Origin of the sequence: Streptomyces sp. CAI-85, assembly GCF_013363615.1 — a bacterium.
Taxonomy (GTDB): domain Bacteria; phylum Actinomycetota; class Actinomycetes; order Streptomycetales; family Streptomycetaceae; genus Streptomyces; species Streptomyces antibioticus_B.
The window spans coordinates 1-5,912 of sequence record NZ_JAANNX010000127.1; the positions used below are offsets into that span (position 1 = coordinate 1).

General features: G+C 69.1%; 6 protein-coding genes, 1 pseudogene and 1 riboswitch. Of the genes and pseudogenes, 6 read left to right on the forward strand and 1 reads right to left on the reverse strand.

Going from position 1 to position 5,912, the window contains the following annotated elements; translation table 11 throughout:
• The 4 genes from tsf to G6W55_RS36770 form a co-directional block, all read left to right on the forward strand.
• Window positions 1-451 (forward strand): translation elongation factor Ts (tsf, locus tag G6W55_RS36755; protein ID WP_175524951.1); only part of this gene is annotated, 451 nt, incomplete at its 5' end.
• A gap of 207 nt (window positions 452-658) precedes the next feature.
• Window positions 659-1,417: a UMP kinase gene (gene pyrH, locus G6W55_RS36760; RefSeq protein ID WP_175524952.1), complete on the forward strand. Its 759-nt coding sequence runs from the start codon at window positions 659-661 to the stop codon at window positions 1,415-1,417.
• 174 nt (window positions 1,418-1,591) lie between these two features.
• Window positions 1,592-2,149, forward strand: coding sequence for a ribosome recycling factor (frr, locus tag G6W55_RS36765; protein ID WP_009190895.1), 558 nt, complete (start codon window positions 1,592-1,594; stop codon window positions 2,147-2,149).
• A complete protein-coding gene (locus G6W55_RS36770; RefSeq protein WP_175524953.1) occupies window positions 2,149-3,399 on the forward strand; it encodes a phosphatidate cytidylyltransferase in 1,251 nt (416 codons plus the stop codon). Before frr ends, G6W55_RS36770 begins: the two co-directional genes overlap by 1 nt.
• A gap of 118 nt (window positions 3,400-3,517) precedes the next feature.
• Here G6W55_RS36770 and G6W55_RS36775 read toward each other — a convergent pair whose 3' ends face one another.
• A complete protein-coding gene (locus tag G6W55_RS36775) occupies window positions 3,518-4,165 on the reverse strand; it encodes a hypothetical protein (protein ID WP_309243884.1) in 648 nt (215 codons plus the stop codon).
• Between the two features lie 114 nt (window positions 4,166-4,279).
• Here G6W55_RS36775 and rlmN point away from each other — a divergent pair, with 114 nt between their 5' ends.
• Window positions 4,280-5,386 carry a 23S rRNA (adenine(2503)-C(2))-methyltransferase RlmN gene (gene rlmN / locus G6W55_RS36780; protein WP_175524955.1) on the forward strand — a complete coding sequence of 369 codons (1,107 nt, stop codon included), beginning with the start codon at window positions 4,280-4,282 and terminating at the stop codon, window positions 5,384-5,386.
• Between the two features lie 25 nt (window positions 5,387-5,411).
• Window positions 5,412-5,519: riboswitch (TPP riboswitch) on the forward strand.
• An 80-nt stretch (window positions 5,520-5,599) separates the two neighbouring features.
• A pseudogene (locus G6W55_RS36785) lies at window positions 5,600-5,912 on the forward strand (thiamine ABC transporter substrate-binding protein); the annotation flags it as partial.

The following is a 5,912-nucleotide window of genomic DNA, read 5'->3' on the forward strand; positions in this document are numbered from 1 at the left end:
CGAGGCCAACGCCAACCTCGGCGAGAAGATCGTCCTGGACCGCTTCGCGCAGTTCGCCGACGGCTTCGTCTCCGCGTACCTGCACCGCACGATGCCCGACCTGCCCCCGCAGATCGGTGTCCTCGTCGAGCTGGACAAGCCGAACGCCGATGTCGCCAAGGGCGTCGCCCAGCACATCGCCGCCTTCGCGCCGAAGTACCTCTCCAAGGAGGACGTGCCGGCCGAGGTCGTCGAGTCCGAGCGCCGCATCGCCGAGGAGACCACCCGCGCCGAGGGCAAGCCCGAGGCCGCGATCGCCAAGATCGTCGAGGGTCGCCTCAACGGCTTCTTCAAGGACGCGACGCTGCTCGGTCAGCCGTACGCGCTCGACAACAAGAAGTCCGTCCAGAAGGTCCTGGACGAGGCCGGTGTCACCCTGAAGCGCTTCTCGCGCATCAAGGTCGGCATCTGAGTCCGTACCGCGACGGACGCCGGACCCCGATAGGGTCGGCCCCAAGAGGGTCGTAGGCAGTCGTCCCGGTACGCCGTCACGCGCGTGTGCGTGGCGGACGACAGCAGATCTGACGAGGAGGCCATTGCCGCGCATGGGATGCGATCGACACCCCACCGGCAATGGCCTTCTTCGCATGTGCACCACGTGAAAGAGGCGGGAACCCCCATGACCACCAAGGCCCAGAAGAGCGACGACGGCAAAGTACGCGGCCGGTTCATGCTGAAGCTGTCCGGCGAGGCATTCTCCGGCGGCGGGGGCCTCGGCGTGGACCCCGATGTGGTGCACAAGATCGCCCGGGAGATCGCGGCCGTCGTCCGTGACGGCGCGCAGGTCGCGGTCGTCATCGGCGGCGGCAACTTCTTCCGCGGCGCCGAACTCCAGCAGCGCGGCATGGACCGGGCCCGTTCGGACTACATGGGCATGCTCGGCACCGTCATGAACTGCCTCGCCCTCCAGGACTTCCTGGAGAAGGAGGGCATCGACAGCCGGGTCCAGACCGCCATCACCATGGGCCAGGTCGCCGAGCCGTACATCCCGCTGCGCGCCGTGCGCCACCTGGAGAAGGGGCGCGTGGTGATCTTCGGCGCCGGTATGGGCATGCCGTACTTCTCCACCGACACCACCGCCGCCCAGCGCGCCCTGGAGATCGACGCCGAGGCGCTGCTGATGGGCAAGAACGGCGTGGACGGCGTCTACGACTCCGACCCCAAGGCCAACCCCGAGGCCGTCAAGTTCGACGCCCTCGGCTACGGCGAGGTCATCACCCGGGACCTCAAGGTCGCCGACGCCACCGCCATCACACTGTGCCGCGACAACAAGCTCCCGATCCTCGTCTTCGAGCTTCTGGCGGAGGGCAATATCGCTCGCGCCGTCAGGGGTGAGAAGATCGGCACGCTTGTGGGTGAGCAGGACGGCCGGGCCTGACCGGTCGAAACCCCGGTCCGTACGACAACACCTGACCGGGGGACGGACCCTGGCCGGGGGATGGACAATGTCCTGCCGGTCGGGAACCGTGCAGGAAGAAGACGCGACGCAGCCGGCCGCCGCCACCGACAGGGAACCGCAGCCGGGCCTACTCAAGACACGCAGGAGCAAGTGGTGATCGAAGAGACCCTCCTCGAGGCCGAGGAGAAGATGGAGAAGGCCGTCGTGGTCGCCAAGGAGGACTTCGCCGCGATCCGCACCGGCCGTGCGCACCCGGCGATGTTCAACAAGATCGTGGCCGACTACTACGGCGCGCCGACGCCGATCAACCAGTTGGCCTCGTTCTCCGTGCCGGAGCCGCGCATGGCGGTCGTGACCCCGTTCGACAAGACGGCGCTGCGCAACATCGAGCAGGCCATCCGCGACTCGGACCTGGGCGTCAACCCCAGCAACGACGGCAACATCATCCGTGTGGTGTTCCCCGAGCTGACCGAGGAGCGCCGCCGCGAGTACATCAAGGTCGCCAAGGGCAAGGGCGAGGACGCCAAGGTGTCCATCCGCTCGGTGCGCCGCAAGGCCAAGGACGCGATCGACAAGCTCGTCAAGGACGGCGAGGTCGGCGAGGACGAGGGCCGTCGTGCGGAGAAGGAGCTCGACGACACCACGGCGAAGTACGTCGCCCAGGTGGACGAGCTCCTGAAGCACAAGGAGTCGGAACTCCTCGAGGTCTGATGAACGACTCTTCCTGGGGCCCTCCGCCGCACGCCGGCCACCCGGACGCCGGCCACCCGCACACGGGGGCACAGCCGGGGTACCAGCCGGCGTACTGGGGGCCCGTCGACCAGCGGTCCGTCGGCCAGGGGCCTGTCCAGGGGGCTGCCCCGGCGGGTCCCGCGTACGATGCGCCTGAGGCGCAGCAGACTCGCCCCATGCCCATCGTCCCCGACGTACCCGCACACGGCGGAAACCAGGATGACGACCGGGGGGCCGCTCGGCTGGGCGGTCCCTTGTTCCGAGACGAGACGTTCCGCCCCGGTGCGCCCGACCCGGCGTTCCGTGATGAGACGTTCCGCCACGAGACCCCGTCGGCACAGCCCTCTGCGGCGGTGCCGCAGAATCCGGAGCCCATGCCCGACGCCCCCCAGCCGGCGCCCGCACCGCAGAAGAAGAGCGCGGGCCGAGACCTGGGCGCCGCCATAGGGGTCGGCGTCGGGCTCGGCGCGGTGATCGTCGCCTCGCTGTTCGTCGTCAAGGCCGTGTTCATCGGCGTGATAGCGGTCGCCGTCGTGGTCGGTCTGTGGGAGCTGACCAGCAGGCTCCAGGAGCGCAAGGGCATCAACGCGCCGCTGGTGCCGCTCGCGGTCGGCGGCGCGGCGATGGTCGTCGCCGGGTACGTCCGGGGGCCCGAGGGCGCCTGGGTCGCCATGGCCCTGACCGCGCTGGCGGTCCTGGTCTGGCGGATGACCGAGCCGCCCGAGGGCTATCTGAAGGACGTGACGGCCGGTGTCTTCGCGGCCTTCTACGTCCCGTTCCTGGCCACCTTCGTCGCGCTGATGCTCACGGCGGACGACGGTGCCTTCCGGGTGCTGACGTTCCTGCTGCTGACGGTCGTCAGCGACACCGGTGCGTACGCCGTCGGCTGGCGCTTCGGCAAGCACAAGCTCGCTCCGCGCATCAGCCCCGGCAAGACCCGCGAGGGTCTGCTGGGCGCGGTGTCCTTCGCGATGGTCGCGGGCGCGCTGTGCATGCAGTTCCTGATCGACGACGGCACCTGGTGGCAGGGTCTGCTGCTGGGCCTGGCGGTCGCGGCCAGCGCCACGCTGGGCGACCTCGGCGAGTCCATGATCAAGCGGGACCTGGGCATCAAGGACATGGGCACGCTGCTGCCCGGCCACGGCGGCATCATGGACCGCCTGGACTCCCTGCTCCCCACGGCCCCGGTGGTCTGGCTCCTCCTGGTCCTCTTCGTGGGCTCAGGCTGACGCCCCCGCACGCACGTGAGCCGGGCCCCCGACCTGAACGCCCAGGTCGGGGGCCCGTCGCATGCTCGCCCACGAGGGCGACCTTCCGGTGTTCTGAGCGGGTCGGCCCCCGCCCCCCTCATCGACCGAGGACGCTCATGTCCAGCACGTCGGCCTCGGCCGGGGGCCGGACGTTCAGGGGCTCGTCGAAGGCGCTGAACTCCGTCGTGGAGTGATATTCGGGCCCCTCGTAGACGACCTTGCGTATGTACGGCTCGCCCTCGGCGGCGATGCAGAAGGTGAAGGACCCTTCGTCGTCCGCCTCGGTCACCTTCAGCACGATCGCCCACGCACCGTCGACCTCGGCCGGCTTCCCCTTCGTCACTGTGCCGAAAGAGGTGAAGTCGCGAGTGCAGTCGGTGAGCCCCTCCTCTCGCGCTGTGTCACTGGCACGCGTCTTGATCCAGTGGGTGTTCTTCCGTTCGACGTGCGCGCGATTCAGGCGGACGTAGTCCGTCTCCCCGGTCCGGATCTGCTCCAGGCCGTCACCGGTGTCCCACGTCTCCTTGTACGCACACCTGCTCTTGAGGTCGGTCCGCAACCGACTGGAGTGGTGGCGACCGGTGGTCGAGTTGGTGGTGGCCATCTCGATCGTCACCGACGTCAGCGCCCGCATCCTCTCGTTCGCCTCGGCGAGCATCTCCTCGGCGGAGCGCTCCTCTGCCGCGCTGTCACCCGCGACCATGGCGGCTCCCACCAGCACCAGGCATGCCAAGGCCGCCGTCACAGCGGTCGATCTCGTTCGCACAAGCCCCCCCGGGTTCGGATTGGATCATGCTACTGGCGGGGCCCCACGCTCCCGGCCGGGTCACCCAAGTGGATCTGCCACACTGGAAGGGTTATGCCGAAGCCCGGAGAACTCACGTTCGTCGCTCCCCGCGGAGCCAAGAAGCCGCCGCGGCATCTTGCTGATCTCTCGCCCGCGGAGCGTAAGGAAGCCGTTGCGGAGATCGGTGAGAAGCCGTTTCGCGCCAAGCAGCTCTCGCAGCACTACTTCGCGCGGTACGCGCACGACCCCGCGGAGTGGACCGACATTCCCGCCGGGGCGCGGGAGCGGTTGCGGGAGGCGTTGCTGCCCGACCTGATGACCGTCGTGCGGCATCTGTCCACCGACGCCGGGGAGACCCGCAAGACGCTGTGGCGGCTGTTCGACGGGACGCTCGTCGAGTCGGTGCTGATGCGGTACCCGGACCGGGTGACCATGTGCATCAGCTCGCAGGCGGGGTGCGGGATGAACTGCCCGTTCTGCGCGACCGGGCAGGCGGGGCTGGACCGGAATCTGTCCACCGCCGAGATCGTCCACCAGATCGTGGACGGGATGCGGGCGCTCCGGGACGGCGAGGTGCCCGGCGGGCCCGCGCGGCTGTCCAACATCGTCTTCATGGGGATGGGCGAGCCGCTCGCCAACTACAAGCGGGTCGTGGGTGCCATCAGGGCGCTGACCGACCCCGCGCCGGACGGGCTCGGGCTGTCGCAGCGCGGGATCACCGTGTCGACGGTCGGTCTGGTGCCCGCCATCCACCGTTTCGCCGACGAGGGCTTCAAGTGCCGGCTGGCGATCTCCCTGCACGCCCCGGACGACGAGCTGCGCGACACCCTCGTCCCCGTGAACACGCGCTGGAAGGTGCGTGAGGTGCTCGACGCCGGGTTCGACTACGTCGAGAAGTCGGGCCGCCGGCTCTCCATCGAGTACGCCCTCATCCGGGACATCAACGACCAGGCATGGCGGGGCGACCGGCTCGGCCGGCTGCTGCGCGGCAAGCCCGTGCACGTCAACCTGATCCCGCTGAACCCGACGCCCGGCTCCAAGTGGACCGCCTCGCGGCCCGAGGACGAGAAGGCGTTCGTCGAGGCCATCGCCGCGCACGGGGTGCCGGTGACCGTCCGGGACACCCGGGGCCAGGAGATCGACGGCGCCTGTGGTCAGCTCGCGGCCACCGAGAGGTAATCTGGCCACGTACGATCACATCTTCATATTCCGACAGGGGAGCGCCACAGCGCTGAGAGTGCGGCAAGCGGGCCGCAGACCCTCTGAACCTCGCCCAGGTCATTCTGGGTAGGAAGTTCGGTCACTACTCAAGCTGTTGCGCCCTGCCCGGGAGCCCTCGCGGCCCCCGGGCAGGGCCGCGTCTCTTCCTGGTCAACTCCAGGAGGAAATCCAGTGCATTTCAAGACGTTCGCGGCCGCGGCCGTGGGACTCGGCCTCGTCACGCTGACCGCCTGCGGTTCGTCCGCGGGGGACGACGGCGGCTCCGAGGGGTCCAAGATCGTCACGCTCGTCAGCCACTCCTCGTGGGCGGTGTCCAAGGACGTGCTCGCCGCCTTCGAGAAGGAGTCCGGGTACAAGGTCCGCGTCCTGGAGGACGGTGACGCCGGGCAGGCCGTCAACAAGGCCGTGCTCACCAAGGACAACCCGCAGGGCGACGTCTTCTTCGGCGTCGACAACACCCTGCTCTCCCGCGCCCTCGACAACG